Here is a 17033-nt window from a genome sequence, read left to right on the forward strand (position 1 = left end):
ATTAAGACTAATGAAAAAAATTTTAATAATAACTATAACCTTACTGTTTGTTGATTTTATTCAAGCACAATTTACACGTAAAGATTCGCTTCAAGGGGGTTTTCATTTTGAGCGTACTTGCTTTGATGTTTTACGTTATGATTTAGATATTTGGATTGATCCAGAAAAAAAATGGATTTATGGATATAACGACATCACATTTAAAGTCGTAAAACCTACAAAAAAAATTCAAATTGACTTATTTGATAACATGAAAATTGGTGGAATTACAGAATCAAATTTTGGTAAACTTGAATATACTCGAGAAGAAAACGCAGTCTTTGTTAATTTTTCATCACAATTGGTACCCGATTCTATATACACCATTCGTTTTATGTATAGTGGAAATCCTAAAATAGCTAAAAATGCACCTTGGGATGGAGGTTTTGTTTTTACTAAAGACAATAATGGAAAAGATTTTATTGGTGTTGCCGTTCAAGGAAAGGGAGCGAGTTTATGGTATCCGGTTAAAGATTCACAATCAGACGAACCTGATTTTGGGGCTTCCATAAAAGTTGCTGTTCCAAACGGTTTGATGAATGTTTCGAATGGTCGATTTTTAGGTTCTAAAGATTTGAATAATGGCTACACACGTTGGGATTGGGAAGTAAAAAATCCGATAAACAATTACAATATTACGGTCAATGTAGCAGATTATGTTCACATTCAGGACAAAATGCAAGATTTAGATTTAGACTATTATGTTTTAAGAGAAAACGAAAACAAAGCTCGAGAACATTTTTCCGAAGTAAAACCTATGATGGAATGTTTTCAATTGAAGTTTGGGCGCTATCCTTTTTGGGAAGATGGATATAAATTAGTAGAAACTCCCTACTTGGGAATGGAGCATCAAAGTGCTGTTGCTTATGGAAATAAATATAAAAAAGGATACATGGGATTGGACTTATCAGGGACAGGTGTTGGATTGTTTTTCGATTTCATAACCATACATGAAACAGGTCATGAATGGTTTGGAAATAGTATCACTAGTAAAGATATAGCCGATATGTGGATTCATGAAGCCTTTACTACTTACTCTGAATCTGTATTTATAGAATGTATGAAAGGCTATGACGAGGCTATGAAATATATTAATGGTCAGGCAAAAAACATAAAAAATGACCGACCTATTATTGGGCAATACGCTGTAAATAATGAAGGTTCGGGTGATATGTACTACAAAGGCGCCCTTTTGTTAAACACACTACGTCACATAATTTCTGACGATCAAAAATGGTGGAAAATTCTTTTTGATTATTCCCAAACTTTTAAAAATAAAATCATCACCACAGAAATTGTTATTGAGTATTTTAATAAAGCTTCTGAAATGAACCTAACACCAGTTTTTAAACAATATTTAAACACTAATAAAATTCCAATTTTCAATTACTACTTTAGAGGGGATACCCTATTTTACTCTTGGCAAAATACTATTGAAAATTTCAAAATGCCTTTAGATGTTGAAATTGAAGGTGAGAAAATACGATTATTTCCTAAATCAACAGAACAAGAAATGAAATTGAAAAAGAAACAAAAACAAACTTTCAAAATTTATGACAAACAGTTTTTTGTAAAAATTAAAGAAGGTAAATGACCTTCTTTAAACTGTTTTTTCTAAATGCTTTTTCAGCGTTTGAATTCGATTAATTTTATTAGTTCCAGTTTCAGTAAATTTAGCAATAAAAATTACTTCTTTAGGTTTTTCAAACTTATCTAAAACCTTAAAGATTGATTTTTCAATTAGTTGTTCTTCACCTTCAATAACCAAAACAACCTTGGTTCCTAAGACTTCGTCGGGTAGACCTGTGATAAAAAACCTATTAGAAATTTTAGAAGCTAATTTTGTTTCAATTTGTTCTGGAAATAATTTTATTCCTCCACTATTAATTACATTATCATAACGCCCTAACCATTTGAATTTTTTGTCATTTTGGAGCGCTACAATGTCATTGGTAATTACTTTTTCATCAGTAATACCTGGTGCTTCTATTACCAAACAATTTCTATCATCTACGCTTATTGAAACATGTTCTAAAACATTAAAAAACTCCTCACCTATTTTTTTTGCTGCTATATGAGTAATGGTCTCTGTCATTCCGTAAGTTTCATAGATCTCAGATTTAATTTCCTTCAATCGCAAGGCTAGGTCATCTGATACTTTTGCACCTCCAATAATTATTTTTTTAAATTGGTGTAACTTATTCATGCTATTTTCGGCTTGAAGTGGCACAATAGCAACAAAATCGTATTGCTTATTGGGCAGCAAATCATCTAAATGTGATGATGGAACCATGATATCTAAATCTAACCCTAGAATCATAGCCCTAACAATCATCATTTTACCAGCAATATATCGAGCCGGTAAACACAGTAAAGCTTTGTCTTTTGGACGTAAATCAAAAAAGTTTCCAGTAGCAATAGCAGATTGTACCATGGATTGTTTTTTAATTGTAATAAGCTTCGCTGGTCCAGTAGTTCCTGAAGTAGTTAAGTTTATTGTTTCTTTTTCGTCCAACCAATCCAATAAAAAGACCCCTAAATCATTTTCATGTTCTTTTCCTTCCTTTATCAGACTGTATGCCAATTGGAATAATGCTTCTTTATCGAAATGAAAACCATTAATTTTAAACTGATTGTGTATATTTTGATAATGTGGTATCATCTAATGAATTTAATTAATTGTGGATAATTTACCTGTAAGTTTTTCTTTCCAATTCTTCCATCCGTAAACCTTGGAAAAAATGAACAATAAAATAGGAAAAAGAATAAAAACAGGTGTTAAAACATCAAATCCTGCTGATGGTTCTGAAATATCTTTAAAAACGGAATGGGTTTGAAAAGCAGTCCAATCCGAAGTCAACAAAAGAGCTCCAACCAAATTATTTGCAGCATGAAATCCTAATGCCAATTCCAAACCTTCATCCATTAAAGTAATGATACCCAAAAAGAATCCTGTCCCAATATAATAAATCATGATAACGTACCCTACTTTATCAACTTCAGGATTAGAAATATGCATTAATCCAAATAAAACAGAAGTTACAACTAATGGAATTAATCTGCTGTTGAAGGCCAAACCTAATCCCTGCATCATATGACCACGAAACAAATATTCTTCAAAACTAGTTTGCATTGGAATTAATACGAGGGCTAAAAACAAAAAAACAAAAAACTTTTCAGGCTTAAAATTCCAAACAAAATTTTCTGGATGCATCGAATACATCGCCAAAATCATCAAAACTGTAATTGTTCCCCATAAAAAAAAAGAGAAAAAAAAGCGTTTCCAATCAATTTTAACTCTAGATGTAGTTAAACTTCTAATAGATAAACCTTGAATAAATTTTACCCAAAACAAAACCAACAGCAAACCAAAAGCCAATGGGGCAATTAAAAGTATGAATGTTAAATTAACCCCTATTGAATTAATTGTTTGCTGAATAACTTGATTAGTATCTACTCCATCAGACACAAAAAAATTGAAAAATATCAATAAAATAAAACCTAATGGAATAGGAATGTAAGACGCTAAATTTATCTTTTTTGACTTTAATTGCTCTATATACATAATGAATTTTGATACTTTAAATTTGCTACTAAAGTACTATTTTTCTTCCTTTGCGAAAAACAAATTATGATAACAATTTACCATAACCCTAGATGTACTAAATCGAGAGAAGGTTTGTGCGAAATAGAAAATCTAAACCAATCTTTTAAAATTAGAAAATATCTAGACGAACCTTTTAGTGAAGAAGAACTTAAAGAAGTAATTAAAAAACTAAACATCAAACCGATTGAATTAGTTAGAACCAAAGAAGCTATTTGGATTGAAAATTTCAAAGGAAAAAACCTAAGTGATATTGAAATTATTAAAGCTATGCTTCATTATCCTAAACTAATTGAACGTCCAATAGTTATTAATGGTGACAAAGCTGTAATTGCCAGACCAAAAGATAAGATTAACGAAGTGCTTTAGCATTTTAACAAAGATTTAGCAATTAGCGTCTAAACCAAAAGCTACTTTTGCAGTCTTACTCACAAAAAAATATTTATGAACAAGAAAATTCTTATTACTACTTTAACGTTATTATTGAGTTTTGCAACTTTTGCTCAACGCCCAGATGCTAAAACGATTACTGTTTCTGGAAAAGTAATCGAAAAAGGTTCTAATTTACCATTAGAATATACTACTATAGTTTTTGAAAACGCCAGAAATAAACAACTTTCTGGTGGTATTACTGATGAAAAAGGGAATTTTAAATTTGATGTTCCGGCAGGAAGATACAATGTTCGTGTGGAATTCATTTCTTACAAAACTTTTTCTTTTCCACAAAAGGATTACTTAGAAAGCACAAACTTAGGAACTATTCAAATGGAATCTGATGTTGCCCAATTAAAAGAAGTTGAGGTAATTGCAGAAAAATCATCAGTGGAAATGAAACTTGATAAAAGAGTTTACAATGTAGGTAAGGATATGATTGTCAAAGGTGGAACAGTTAGTGATGTACTAGACAACGTTCCTTCTGTAACTGTTGATGCTGAAGGTAATGTAGCGTTAAGAGGAAATGAAAGTGTAAAAATTTTAATTGATGGTAGACCTTCAGGACTAGCTGGAATTAATATTGCTGATGCTTTAAAATTGTTACCTGCTGATGCTGTTGAAAAAATTGAAGTTGTTACTAATCCATCAGCTCGATTTGATGCTGAAGGTGGTGGCGGTATTATCAATATAATCCTTAGAAAAGGAAAAGCTAATGGAATAAATGGTTCGGTTATGGTTAATGCAGGGGATCCTGAAACATACGGAACAAGTATGAATTTAAATAAAAAAGGTGACGGCTTTAACTTGTTTTCAAACTTTGGTTACAACTACAGAAACAATCCAGGAAACTCTCTAGTTGATGCTGAATATTTCAACCCAAATGGTACAACAAGTCGTTTCATAAACGAAAGAAGAACTAATGATAGATTGAGCGAAGGATATAATGCGAATTTTGGTATTGACTTAAATTTATCAAAATCTTTAGTATGGACAAACGGATTAACTTTTAGAGAAAATAGAGGTAAAAATCCTGATAACGTATTTTTCTACAATTTCGATTCAGCATTCAACCCCACTTTCATCAGAAATCGTTTAAACGATCAAAATAGCAATGAATTTAGTATCGAATATGCTTCAAACTTTGTGAAAAAATTCAAAAAAGATGGTCATCAATTAACGGCTGATTTATCATTTTCTCAAAATAGAGAGAACGAATTTGCTACTATCACAGATCAAATTTTAGGCGATCCAAGTTCTTTAGATATTGAGCAAACTTCTAATATCCAAAAACAACAGAGAAACTTATTTCAAACTGATTACGTTTTACCTATTGGTAAAAACGGACGATTTGAAGCAGGTTATCGCGGTAACTTCCTTAAAAACCTAACGGATTTTGCAGTAACTCCTGATTTAACAAACTTTTCAAACACATTAGAATATATTGAGAAGGTAAATGCTTTTTACTCGCAATATGGTTCAAAAATTAATAAATTCTCTTATTTCTTTGGTTTGCGTTTTGAAGATAGTAATATTGAAGTTAACTCATTATCGGCAAATAATTTTAATACCAAAAAATACAACAATTTGTTTCCTTCTGCTACATTCAATTATGAATTTTCAGAATCAAGTTCGGTATCTTTGAGTTACAGTAAAAGAATCAACCGCCCAAGAGGTCGTTTCTTAAATCCAATTTCATCATTATCAAGTAACATTAATATTTTCCAAGGAAATCCAGACTTAGATCCATCATTAACCGATGCTATCGATTTAGGATACTTGAAAAGATGGAGTAAATTAACATTCAATACTTCTGCATACATTAATATAACAAATGATTCCTTCCAATTCATTAGAAAAGAATCTGGTTTATTTGTAGAAGGAGTTCCTGTTATTTTAAGTACGCCTATCAACTTAGCAAAAGAATACAGAGCAGGATTTGAATTTAACTTAAACTACACGCCTTACAAGTGGTGGAGATTAAATGGAAACTTCAATGCGTTTAGAAATGAAACTCAAGGTGATTATTCTTATGTAGATTATGTTGGAAACACAGTAAATCAAAATTTTGATAATGTTGCTTTCACTTGGTTTGCAAGAATTAATTCAAAAATTACGTTACCTTATAAAATCGATTGGCAAACTAACGGTACTTATAATGCACCTCAAAGCAATGCACAAGGTCGTTCGCTTGGTGTAGCTTCAATGAACTTAGCTTTCAGTAAAGATGTGTTAAAGGATAAAGGTACTATTGCATTAAACGTAAGTGATGTATTCAATTCTAGAAAAAGAATTATGGAAACCAATATTCCTAATGTAGTAAGTTCATATAGCGAAATGCAATGGAGAGAAAGACAAATTATGCTAACATTCACTTACCGTTTCAACAAACAGAAAAACGAAAGAGAAAGACAACCTCGTAGAGAGGATACTGGCGGTGAAGAATATATGGGAAGACCATAAAAAACAATTAGATTGAAATAAAAAAGTCCCGATTAAATCGGGACTTTTTATTTTAAGGCAAAATTTTAAAAATCTTACTCTTCTTTGTTTTTGTTTCTTTTCTCTTTAATCAATTCCATAATAGCACCGCCCAACCAATAGTGAACAAATCCTACTAAGAAAATCATCAACCAAAAACCGATAGTTAATATGGTTAAGAAAAGTAAAAAACCTAGGTACTGTTGAAATTCAAACATGTTTTCCGGAATTTTATGAATTCACGTCAAAGATAAGGTGAATATTTATTTTTGACAATAGAATTCAAAATTATTTTATGAATACTAAAACCACTTTTTTAATTTAAAATATACAAACATAAACACCACCATTACTAACATTACTCCCCAAATAATAAAGTAACCATTCTCCCACTCCAGTTCAGGAAAATGTTTAAAATTCATTCCGTAAACTCCCACAATAAACGTTAACGGTAAAAAGAACATTGAAACTACAGTTAAAGTTTTCATTACTTCATTCATTTTGTGATTTTGTGACGAAAAAAAATAACTCGACGCACTTTCTAAAGTTATCAAATCCGATTCAATCTGTTCTAATAATTCCAAACACTTTTGGTGCAATCGTGAAAAAAAGGAATAATTCTCATGCTGAATATCATTAAAAACATCGTCATCTTTCATACTTTTAATCGAATACAAAGAATCTCGTAATGGAATAATAGAACGTTTTAGGAAGTTAAAATTATCACGATGTTTTTCAATTAATTCTAAAACTTCTGGCTTCGTACTCGTTTTGGACAAATCGATTATTGCATCTACTCGATCTTCTTCGCTTTCAATAGAAATATAAAAGTTTTCTATAATGGCATCTAAAAGCAAATACAACAAATAGTCCGCTTTCTTAGTTCTTACTATACCTGAATTGGTTCGTAAACGCTCTCTGATATGAGTAAAGAAATCACTTCTTTTTTCTTGAAAGGATAACAAAACATTGTCCTTCAACATAAAACTGATTTGCTCATAACCCAATGCATCAGTATCCTTAATAGGTAAAAGCGATTTCACATTGAAAAACAAAATATCATGGTACTCCTCTAACTTTGTTCTTTTTGTTGTATTTAAGATGTCACCAATAATAAAATTATCTGCTCCAAAAATTTCTCCAATAGCAGCTATCTTTTCAGGCTCGTTTAAACCGTGAATGTTCAACCAATTCACTTTTTTTATATCTATGACATTTTTCACATCCGAAACTTCTAGTTGTTGCATTTCGGTTACATCTTCAGCATTATAAACAAATAATTGAATTTCAGTTGGGGTAGTTTTATGAGATCCCGTATATTCTAAAACACTTGGCTGAACTTTTCTTCCTTTCTTATATCTAATTTTTCTCAAAACAAACAAATTTTATATAAAGATAGGAGTTTTTAAAAATGAGAAGTATTTTTACTAAAAATTTTAGTTCAAATGCAAACCTTATTCATCAATATAAAAGAACTTTTACAAATTAGAGAAGCGGGAATTGATATGATTTCAGGTTCCGAAATGGCAATATTACCTAAAATTAATGATGCTTTTCTTTTAATAGAAAACAACATTATTACCGATTTTGGTCCAATGAAAAATTGCCCAAAAGTTTCCAATACTGAAATCATTGATGTTTCAGGACAAGTAATTTTACCCACTTGGGTGGACAGTCACACCCATATTGTGTATGCAGGAAATAGAATTCAGGAATTTGTAGATAGAATTAACGGTTTATCTTACGAGGAAATTGCGAATCGTGGCGGTGGCATTTTAAATTCAGCAAAAAAATTGAACGAAACTTCTGAAGACGAAATTTACGAGCAATCCAAATTGCGTTTAGAAGAAATCATGCAACAAGGAACAGGTGCAGTCGAAATAAAATCAGGTTACGGATTAACAGTGGAAGGCGAATTGAAAATGTTGCGCGTCATCAAAAGATTAAAAGAAAATTATCCGATTGCGATTAAAGCTACTTTTTTGGGAGCTCATGCTTTTCCTATGGAATTCAAAGAAAATCATTCGGCTTACATCGATTTAATAATCAATGAAATGTTACCGAAAATTGCTGCTGAAAATTTAGCTGATTATATTGATGCTTTCCTTGAAACTGGTTATTTTTCAGTTGAAGAAACCATTAAAATTATGAAAGCGGGTATACAATATGGTTTAGAACCAAAAATTCACGTCAACCAATTCACCGCTATTGACGGAATCAAAGCATGCGTTGAAAATGGGGCATTATCTGTTGACCATTTGGAAATCGTAACCGATGAAGATCTTGAAGTGTTGAAAAATAGTAAAACTATTCCCGTAGCTTTACCAAGTTGTTCGTATTTTATCAGTATTCCATATACTCCTGCAAGAAAGATAATAAATACAGGTTTACCATTAGCCTTAGCAACTGATTATAATCCAGGCACTACTCCTTCTGGAAATATGAATTTTGTGGTGGCAACGGCTTGCATCAAAATGAAAATGACTCCAGAGGAAGCTATCAATGCAGCAACCATCAACGGAGCTTACGCTATGGGAATTTCAGAAACCCACGGAAGTATCACAAAAGGAAAAAAAGCAAATATTATCATTACTAAACCCATAACTAGTTTTTATCAATTGCCATATGCTTTTGGGACGAACTTAATTGACAAAGTAATGATAGAAGGTAAATTCATTTAAAAAAACATCATGATAAAAACACTTTTGCTTGTTGGGTTTGGAGGTGCCATCGGAAGTATTTTCCGATACCTAACAAATTGGTTCGTTTCTAAATATTTTCAGAGTTCGTTTCCAATAAGTACTCTCTTAGTTAACGTTTTAGGAAGTTTATTAATTGGAGTATTGATAGGGTATTTTGGAAAATATTTCCCTGAAAATCATCCGTTAAAATTGCTATTGATTGTTGGCTTTTGTGGAGGTTTTACTACTTTCTCAAGTTTTGCATTAGAAAACTACAATTTACTTCAAAATAACCAACAAATTACGGCTTATCTTTATATGGCAACTACTATAATTTTAACCCTTTCAGCGGTTGGATTAGGTAGTTATTTATCAAAATATTTACAATAAAAAAAGTCCAATGAGAACCATTGGACTTTTAAATTTTACAGGATATGATTATTTCAATTCAAAACTTGTTTTAGAAACTAATTCTGCATTTTTATCAAATACATTTACAAAGTAAGTTCCTTTTGCAAAATCTTTACCTGGGACATCTTCGTTTACTTGAACTGTTTTATTTTCATATTTCACAGTTGAAATAAAGCTATAAGTTAAAGTTTTATCTCCAGTAGGGATCGTTTTCTTTTCTCCTAAAATATTATTTTTACTATCTATAATTTGAACATAATATTCTCTAGCTCCGGTTTTAGCAATTTGGTTCTCAGCAATTAAAAAACTTACTTTTAAAACATCAGCTCTGCTAGCTTTATCAGTTTCAATTTGTTTACCTGAACTTCTTTGTTTTACTGCTAAAACTTTAAGGTTTAATACTGCTAATCTTGACCCTTTTTCAACTGTTTTTGTTAAACTTTCGTTTTGAGTTAATAAAGTATCATTGAATTTTTTTGCATCTGACAAAACAACTTTTGTACTGTCTAAACTAGAGGTCAAAGCAACATTTTGCTCTTTTAAAATTTTATTTTCAGCAACTAAATTGTCCATTTCTCGTTTTAATCGGAAATATTCATTTTTATATCTCGCCATAGCAGTTGCATCCCCTTTAGATTTTTCTACTTGTTCAAGTAAAGCTACCATTTTTGCTTGTTCTGCTTGCAATTCTTCTTTTAAAGCGGTATTGTCAGCGATCATTGTGTCATACTCCGCAATTTTAGCTTTTAATTCTTCTGCTAAGGTGTTTTTTTCAGTGGTTAATGTAGTTACAGTATCTTTATTATCTGAAGTTAATTTTACGATGTAGCCAATACTACCTAATAAAAGTAGTGCTAAAACCACTATTGCTGCTTTTAATCCAGAATTGTTTGATGTGTTTTCCATTGTTACGATTAAGTTGATTTGTTCATTAATTTCATCAAAAATACAATTTTTAAAGTATTTTTTAAATTCTAAACGATTTTTATTTTAAAATAGTATTTTTGATTTACATTTTAACAAATTATATGGATAACATTACTTTATTGAGTCAAAACGAACTTGCTAAAATAACCCATCACAGAAGTGGCGAAATTAAGTTTGGTGAAAAAATAATTACTATTCCAAAAGACACTGATATAAAGCAATTTATCTCAAATAGTGATGCAAAATTTGTTTTGCTAGGAATTCCTGAAGATATTGGAGTAAAAGCTAATTTAGGAAGAATTGGTGCCGCTTCGGCTTACGATAGTGCTTTACAAAGTTTGGCTAATATTCAACATAACAAGTTTTGTAAAGGAAGTAATTTGCTGGTTTTAGGTAAATTAAATGTAGACGAACTTCTAGAAAAAGCCGAAAATTTAAATGCAAACAATAAAGAACATAGAAAAGAACTCTTCAAAATAGTAGAACAATTAGATGTAGAAGTTTCACATATTATTCACCAAATTTGTAGTGCTGGAAAAATTCCTATTATCGTAGGAGGCGGACATAACAATGCTTATGGAAACATTAAAGGTTTAGCTTTAGCAAAAGGAAAACCAGTGAATGCAGTAAATTTTGATGCCCATACCGATTTTAGAATTTTAGAAGGAAGACATTCAGGAAACGGATTTAGTTACGCTTTTGAAGATGGCTTTTTAAAGAAATATTTCGTTTTTGGCTTGCATGAAAACTTCGTTTCAAAAAGTGTTTTCAATACATTGAAAGAATTAACTTCAAGAGTTAAATATGTTACGTATGAAGAAGTAGAAGTTAAACGTGAGAAAAACTTCGAAACCGAATTAGAAAATGCACTCAACTTTATAAAAAACGAACCTTTTGGTGTGGAATTAGATTTAGATGCTATTCCAAATATTCCCTCAAGTGCTATGACTTTAAGTGGTTTTAGTGTGGATAAAGCGCGCCATTTTACTTACTTTTTTGGAAAACATCAAAACGCGTCTTATTTTCATATTTGTGAAGGCGCTCCAACTCTTGATGATTCCAAAAACAATCACTTAACAGGTAAATTAATTGCTTCGTTAATTACTGATTTCATGAAAGCCAAAATGGGATAAAACCTTTTTCCTCAAAATAACACTATCTTTGTACTCTTATCAAACTTATTTGATAGGAAAAATTACGATTTATGACATTTAACGAATTAAAATTATTTAACAATATACAACAAGCCTTAGAAGAAGAAGGCTATACAAACCCTACTCCTATTCAAGAGCAAGCCATTCCTGAAATATTAGCAGGACAAGATTTAGTTGCCTGTTCTCAAACAGGAACTGGAAAAACCGGTGCTTTTGCTATTCCAATTTTAAACTTGATTCACCGCATTGTAGGTTCGGCAAAAAAAACAAAACATATTAGAACTTTAGTAGTTACGCCAACTAGAGAGTTAGCCATACAAATTGACGAAAGTTTTAAAACGTATGGAAAATATACCAATGTAAAATCGTTAGTGATTTTTGGTGGTGTAAATCAGGTTCCACAAGTAAATGAATTAAAAATGGGTGTTGATGTACTAATCGCAACTCCTGGACGTTTTTTAGATTTACACAAACAAGGCTTTATCGATTTGAATCACATGCATCATTTGGTTTTAGATGAAGCGGATCAAATGTTAGACATGGGATTTATTAATGATGTAAAGAAAATCATCAAATTAACTCCTGAAAACCGACAAACATTATTATTTTCTGCAACGATGCCTTTAGCGATTAGGGAATTAGCGGATACTTTCTTAACGAGACCAAAATACATTTCGGTAACCCCAATTTCGAGTACGGCAGAAAATGTAACGCAAAAAGTATATTTCGTAAACAAAGACGAAAAACGTTTGCTTTTAAAACAATTAATTATTCAAGAAAGTTTGAGTAATGCTTTAGTGTTTACCCGAACCAAACACGGCGCTGATAACATTGTAAAAGTATTGAAAAAAGCAAGTATAAAAGCTGAAGCTATTCACGGAGACAAATCGCAAAATGCACGTCAGCGTGTTTTAGAGCAATTCAAAAATAAAGAAATTGATATTTTGGTGGCAACCGATATTGCAGCTAGAGGAATTGATATTGAACAACTTCCGTTTGTAATAAACTTTGATATTCCAAATATTTCAGAAACCTATGTACACCGAATTGGTCGAACAGGTCGTGCTGGAAATTCAGGATTAGCGATTTCTTTTTGTGGAAAAGATGAAAAAACCTATTGGCAGGATATTGAAAAATTAATCCGAATGAAAGTCAAAGTAATTACGGATCATCCATATGGATGGAAAGACGAGGTTAAAAATCCAGATGCAAAACCAGATTTAAGAAATAAAAATAAGATGAATCCAGATTCAAAGTCAAGAAAGTCGGAAGCATCTAAGAAAAACAAAAAACGTTGGTACTAAACCAACGCTTTTTGTTGGTCAACTAAGCGAATAATGGTTTCAAATAACTTACTACTATCAAAAGGTTTGACAATTACATCATCAATATTTGCATCTATAATTTGTTCTTCAATATCTTGTCTATCAAAAGCCGTAACGGCAATAATTGGTATTTTAATTCCTTTTTTTCTAATTAATTTAGAGGTTTCAAAACCATTTATCAAAGGCATGTTAATATCCATTAAGATTGCATCAAATTCTTTTTGTTCAATTAATTCTAGAGCCGCATAACCATCATCTACGATTTCACAAATAATATTATGATTTTCAAGCAAGCGTTTAGTTACTACTTGGTTGATTTTATTGTCTTCGACCACTAAAATTTTATAGAATCTCTTCACAGCTAAATCAACTTTTATTTCGTTTATGATTGATTTAGCTTTTTCCATATCAGCATTTACATGAATAACAAATGTAACCATTGTTCCTTTTCCTTCTTCACTTTTTAATTCTATTGTTCCGTTAAATAAATCTACTAATTTTTTTACGATTGTTAGTCCAAGACCAGTACCTTGATAATCACTTTCTTTTCTGTAAACTTGCACAAATTTATCAAAGACTCTATTTTGATATTCTTTTGGGATACCTATACCATTATCTATAACTTGAAACTGGATTTCACAATTTTGTTCGTGTTTAGCAAGTAAATCTACTTTAATTTCAACCTTACCATTTTCGGTAAATTTTAATGAATTCGTAATAAGATTTATGAGGATTTGAGATAATCGAATTTTATCTCCAATTAATGTATTTGGAATTTCGTTACTAACTTGAATTACAATTTGGTTGTTATTTCGTAATGCTAAGAATTGCATCGAATCCTTTATGATGGTCAATTCGTCTTGAATATTAAAAACCATTTCTTTCAAAACTACCTGATTTTCTTCCATTTTGTATACTTTCAAAACATCATTAACTAATGCTAAAAGATATTTTGCAGAAAATTGTAATGACTTTAAATGAGGACTGTTTTTTAATTCTTTGTGTTCGTCTAAAATAATTTCTGTAATACCTACTACTCCATATAAAGGAGTTCGTAATTCATGACTAATAGTAGAAATAAATTGAGTTTTCAATTGAGACGCTTCTTCCGCTTTTTCTTTAGCTTCAAGCAATTCATAATTAGCACTTTTTAGTTCATTATTTAACTTAGCTTTAAGTCTATTATTTCGTACCAAAGAGAGTAAATACAATAATAAAATAATAAAAATAACACCAAGTAAGATTACAAAAATTCTATTAGCTTGAAGTTTTTCTTCCTGAATTTGACGCTCTTTTTGAATTTGATCAATCTTTCTATTAATTTCATCATGTTCTATTTGAAGTCCTAAACTTTTTACTTCATCAGCTCTAGCTTCATTATAAATTTCATCTTGAAGTTGATCATGCTTTAACAAAAAATGATGGGCTTTTTCAAAATTCTTTATTTTAAAATAAAAATTAGAAATGTCATGATAAACATCGGCTACATTCGATTTGATTAATTCTTTATCATTTTTTTCTGAATACGCAACAGCTTTCAAATAATTTTCTTCAGCTTTTTTATCTTGATTGATATGATTATAATACAAACCAAAGTTAGAATATAAAGAAATCTTAGCCTCTATATTATCTCCTTCGTCAATGCTTTTTTTGATGTCTTTGAAGTATTTGATTCCGTTTTCAAAATCCTGAATTGCAAAATAAGCACTACCTATATTTAACTTTGAAAACATAATTTCATATTCATCATTATGTTTTATCGAATATTTTAATCCCTCTAGATAATGCTTAATTCCTTTTTTAAAGTTAATTTTTCGATAACAGTAAATATTTCCAAGGTTGTTATTTAACCATCCTTTTACAGTATCATTATTTACTTTATTAGCTAAAACTAAGCCTTTGTTGTAATACTCTATTGCCTTTTTATAATCTGAAAATTCTTCAAAATTTAACCCAATTAAATTATAAGCTTTAGATGCTGTCAAATCATCATTGTTTTTGGTGGCTACTATTAAAGCTTTTTGAGCAAAGTCTAAAGAGGCTTTAGTCTCTAATTTCATAAAACTTTGTCCAGACTTTTTCAAAAGCGCTTTTGCCTCTTTACTTGTAATACTGGTGTTTTGTGCCAATCCAACTACTGTACAGATAATAAATAACGAGATAGAAAAAAAATACTTTTGAATAGTCATTTGATTATTTTGATAATAATAAACTAAAATAAAAAAAAATCCTGACTAAATCAGGATTTTATAACAAATGTTTATCGTGTTAATTTTTTGTATTTGATTCGAGTTGGTACTACATCTTTTCCTAAGCGTTTCTTTTTATTCTCTTCATATTCAGAGAAACTTCCTTCAAAGAAATACACTTGTGAGTCTCCTTCAAAAGCTAAAATATGCGTACAAACACGATCTAAAAACCATCTGTCGTGCGAAATAATAACTGCACAACCTGCAAAGTTTTCTAAACCTTCTTCTAAAGCTCGTAAAGTATTTACATCTAAGTCATTGGTTGGCTCATCCAGTAATAACACGTTTCCTTCTTCTTTCAATGTCATAGCTAAGTGAAGACGATTTCGTTCTCCACCCGATAAAGTAGCTACTTTTTTGTTTTGATCACTTCCACCAAAATTAAAACGAGATAAATACGCTCTCGAATTTACTTGTCTTCCGCCCATCATAATCAATTCTTGACCATCGCAGAAGTTTTCCCAAATGGATTTATTCACATCAATATTGGAATGCGATTGATCTACATAAGCGATTTTAACAGTATCTCCAATTGTAAATGAACCTGAATCTGGTTTTTCTTCTCCCATAATCATTCGGAAAATAGTAGATTTACCAGCACCATTTGGACCGATAATTCCAACAATTCCCGCTTGTGGCAATACAAAATTTAAATCATCGTATAACAATTTATCTCCAAATGCTTTTGCTACATTTTTAGCTTCAATAACATTTGTTCCTAAACGAGGTCCGTTTGGAATGTAGATTTCTAATTTTTCGTCTAATTCTTTTTGGTCTTCGTTCAACAATTTATCGTAATTCTGTAAACGAGCTTTTTGTTTGGTTTGACGTCCTTTTGCTCCTTGACGCACCCAATCCAACTCGCGTTCTAATGTTTTTCTGCGTTTTGAAGCTACTTTTTCTTCTTGTTCTAAACGTTTTGATTTTTGGTCTAACCAAGAAGAATAATTCCCTTTCCATGGAATACCTTCTCCTCTATCCAATTCCAAAATCCAACCCGCGACGTTATCTAAGAAATAACGGTCGTGCGTAACTGCAATAACGGTTCCAGCATATTGTTGCAAATGCTGCTCTAACCAAAGTACGGATTCCGCATCCAAGTGGTTGGTTGGCTCATCTAATAACAATACATCAGGTTGTTGTAATAATAAACGACATAAAGCCACACGGCGTTTTTCTCCACCTGATAATACTGCAATAGGTGTATCCGCTTCTGGTGTGCGGAGTGCATCCATTGCAATTTCTAATTTATTATCAATTTCCCAAGCTCCACAAGCATCAATTCTGTCTTGTAATTCTGCTTGACGATCCATTAGTTTTTGCATTTTATCTGCATCTTCATAAACTTCTGGCAAACCAAAATCGTCATTTATTTTATTAAATTCTTCCAATAAAGCGAAGATTTCAGCAGCTCCTTCACGAACTACTTCAATTACCGTTTTAGTTTCGTCTAATTTTGGTTCTTGCTCTAAATAACCCACAGTATATCCTGGCGCAAAAACAACATCACCTTGGTAGTTTTTATCAACGCCAGCAATAATCTTTAATAAAGAAGATTTTCCTGAACCATTTAAACCTAAAATACCAATTTTAGCTCCGTAAAAGAAACTCAAATAGATGTTTTTTAATACTTGTTTGTCACTTCCTTGGTAAGCTTTGCTTACTTTTTGCATGGAGAAAATGACTTTTTTATCGTCTGACATATTAAAATTATGAATTTAGAATTTAGA

14 protein-coding genes are annotated in these 17033 nt (G+C 31.0%); 7 read left to right on the plus strand and 7 right to left on the minus strand.

The genetic code is table 11. The features are described from left to right. Positions 1 to 10 precede the first annotated feature (10 nt). A complete protein-coding gene (locus NAT47_RS07810) occupies positions 11 to 1633 on the plus strand; it encodes a M1 family metallopeptidase (RefSeq protein WP_250581840.1) in 1623 nt (540 codons plus the stop codon). 6 nt (positions 1634 to 1639) lie between these two features. On the opposite strand, the gene NAT47_RS07815 is transcribed toward NAT47_RS07810, so the two are convergent. Beyond that, positions 1640 to 2701: an AMP-binding protein gene (locus tag NAT47_RS07815; RefSeq protein ID WP_250581841.1), complete on the minus strand. Its 1062-nt coding sequence runs from the start codon at positions 2699 to 2701 to the stop codon at positions 1640 to 1642. A 9-nt stretch (positions 2702 to 2710) separates the two neighbouring features. Then, on the minus strand, positions 2711 to 3604 hold the full coding sequence (locus NAT47_RS07820; RefSeq protein ID WP_250581842.1) for a CPBP family intramembrane glutamic endopeptidase: 894 nt from the start codon (positions 3602 to 3604) through the stop codon (positions 2711 to 2713). Positions 3605 to 3670: 66 nt separating this feature from the next. Between NAT47_RS07820 and arsC the strand changes: the two genes are divergently transcribed. Both arsC and NAT47_RS07830 read left to right on the plus strand, forming a co-directional pair. Then, positions 3671 to 4012 (plus strand): arsenate reductase (glutaredoxin), encoded by a 342-nt coding sequence (gene arsC, locus NAT47_RS07825; protein ID WP_250581843.1) that lies wholly within the window; start codon positions 3671 to 3673, stop codon positions 4010 to 4012. Between the two features lie 75 nt (positions 4013 to 4087). After that, a complete protein-coding gene (locus tag NAT47_RS07830; RefSeq protein ID WP_250581844.1) occupies positions 4088 to 6538 on the plus strand; it encodes an outer membrane beta-barrel family protein in 2451 nt (816 codons plus the stop codon). Positions 6539 to 6612: 74 nt separating this feature from the next. Here NAT47_RS07830 and NAT47_RS07835 read toward each other — a convergent pair whose 3' ends face one another. Next, positions 6613 to 6774 carry a hypothetical protein gene (locus NAT47_RS07835; protein ID WP_250581845.1) on the minus strand — a complete coding sequence of 54 codons (162 nt, stop codon included), beginning with the start codon at positions 6772 to 6774 and terminating at the stop codon, positions 6613 to 6615. Between the two features lie 84 nt (positions 6775 to 6858). After that, entirely contained in the window at positions 6859 to 7929 is a 1071-nt protein-coding gene (gene corA, locus NAT47_RS07840; protein ID WP_250581846.1) for a magnesium/cobalt transporter CorA, read from the minus strand. Between the two features lie 72 nt (positions 7930 to 8001). On the opposite strand from corA, the gene hutI reads away from it, so the two are divergent. After that, complete coding sequence (gene hutI, locus NAT47_RS07845; protein WP_250581847.1) at positions 8002 to 9237, plus strand: imidazolonepropionase; 1236 nt, start codon at positions 8002 to 8004, stop codon at positions 9235 to 9237. Positions 9238 to 9246: 9 nt separating this feature from the next. After that, positions 9247 to 9627, plus strand: coding sequence for a fluoride efflux transporter CrcB (gene crcB, locus NAT47_RS07850; RefSeq protein WP_250581848.1), 381 nt, complete (start codon positions 9247 to 9249; stop codon positions 9625 to 9627). Between the two features lie 48 nt (positions 9628 to 9675). On the opposite strand, the gene NAT47_RS07855 is transcribed toward crcB, so the two are convergent. After that, positions 9676 to 10554: a hypothetical protein gene (locus NAT47_RS07855; protein WP_250581849.1), complete on the minus strand. Its 879-nt coding sequence runs from the start codon at positions 10552 to 10554 to the stop codon at positions 9676 to 9678. A gap of 122 nt (positions 10555 to 10676) precedes the next feature. On the opposite strand from NAT47_RS07855, the gene NAT47_RS07860 reads away from it, so the two are divergent. Next, positions 10677 to 11708, plus strand: a complete 1032-nt coding sequence (locus NAT47_RS07860; protein WP_250581907.1) for a formimidoylglutamase — start codon at positions 10677 to 10679, stop codon at positions 11706 to 11708. 71 nt (positions 11709 to 11779) lie between these two features. Further along, on the plus strand, positions 11780 to 13033 hold the full coding sequence (locus NAT47_RS07865) for a DEAD/DEAH box helicase (RefSeq protein ID WP_250581850.1): 1254 nt from the start codon (positions 11780 to 11782) through the stop codon (positions 13031 to 13033). Here NAT47_RS07865 and NAT47_RS07870 read toward each other — a convergent pair. Continuing rightward, the gene (locus tag NAT47_RS07870; protein ID WP_250581851.1) at positions 13030 to 15243 is read right to left on the minus strand and encodes a tetratricopeptide repeat-containing hybrid sensor histidine kinase/response regulator; all 2214 of its coding nucleotides are present in this window, start codon (positions 15241 to 15243) and stop codon (positions 13030 to 13032) included. The genes NAT47_RS07865 and NAT47_RS07870 overlap by 4 nt on opposite strands. Before the next feature lie 71 nt (positions 15244 to 15314). Continuing rightward, a complete protein-coding gene (gene ettA, locus NAT47_RS07875; RefSeq protein ID WP_250581852.1) occupies positions 15315 to 17006 on the minus strand; it encodes an energy-dependent translational throttle protein EttA in 1692 nt (563 codons plus the stop codon). Positions 17007 to 17033 lie beyond the last annotated feature (27 nt).

It is taken from the genome of Flavobacterium fragile (genome assembly GCF_023634865.1).
GTDB lineage: Bacteria > Bacteroidota > Bacteroidia > Flavobacteriales > Flavobacteriaceae > Flavobacterium > Flavobacterium fragile.